This is a genomic window from Neisseria bergeri (assembly GCA_003044455.1).
Taxonomy (GTDB): Bacteria; Pseudomonadota; Gammaproteobacteria; order Burkholderiales; family Neisseriaceae; genus Neisseria; species Neisseria bergeri.
On the sequence record POWY01000035.1, the window covers coordinates 1 to 1,224 of the forward strand.

General features: G+C 56.4%; 1 protein-coding gene. It reads left to right on the forward strand.

The window, feature by feature from the left end; all coding sequences use genetic code 11:
* Positions 1-1,224: RHS domain-containing protein (locus tag DBY86_RS12765; RefSeq protein ID WP_199901116.1), on the forward strand; the 1,224-nt coding region annotated here is incomplete at both ends.

A 1,224-nucleotide genomic window follows, 5' to 3' on the forward strand; every position in this document is an offset into this window, starting at 1 on the left:
CACCAATGGAAGGTGCCGTCTAAGGAAGAGAACGCCCGAAACGGTCTGCCCGAAACCGACTGGCGCGATGCGCAGTACGATATGCTGTACCTGCCCGTTACCGAAACCGTCCGCTACCACTACGACTTCAACGGCAACCGTACCGCCGCCGTCCTGCCCGACGGCAGACAGATCAACTGCCTGTATTACGGCAGCGGCCACCTGCACCAAATCAGCCTCGGCGACGAAGTCATCACCGACATCGAACGCGATCAGCTGCACCGCGAAATCTTCCGCACACAGGGTAAACTCGCCGGCCGTTACGAACTCGACCCCTTAGGCCGTCTGAAAAGGCAAATTGCCGCCCCCAACGAGCTGACGCAGACCGGGACAGCGAAAAATGCAGTAACATCGGCCTATGCCGTCAAACGCAGCTACGGCTACGACCGCACCGGCAACCTGACCCGCAGTACCGACCAGCGGACGGGCACGACGCATTTCGAGTACGACAGACTGGGCAGGATTACCCAAGCAGGGAACGAACGGTTCGCCTTCGACCCCGCGCACAATATCCTGTCCGATCACAACAGCCCTACCGTTCAAGACAACCGTCTTAAAGAATACAACGGCACGACCTATTACTACGACCACTTCGGCAACCTGATCCACCGCGAACTCGCCGACGGCGAAGTGCAGAACTATTTCTACGACCTGCACGACCAACCGGTTAAAGCCGAAATCTTCAAGAAAGACGGCAGCAAAGAAACTTGGGCCTACACCTACGACGCCCTGGGCAGGAGGATAGGCAAAGGCCGTCTGAAAACAGACGGCAGCCTAGAAGACGAAACCGGGTTTGTTTGGGACGGCAGCCGCCTCTTGCAGGAAGTACACCCTGACGGCAGGTATACCTATCTCTACACCGATCAAGAGTCCTACGAACCTTTGGCACAGGTACGCAATTGGACCAACGAAGACGGCGAAAGCCGCCAACAAATCCACTACTTCCACTGCGACCAAATCGGCATCCCGAGGGAGATGACCGATAAGGACGGCAATCTGGTTTGGTTCGGCGATTATTACGGTTGGGGCAAACTGAAGAGCGAAACGAACATAACGGGAACGGCGCACCAACCCTTCCGCCTGCAGAACCAGTATTGCGACCGTGAAACGGGGCTGCATTACAACTTCTTCAGGTATTACGAGCCTGATGTAGGTCGGTTTGTGAATCAGGATCCGATTGGGTTG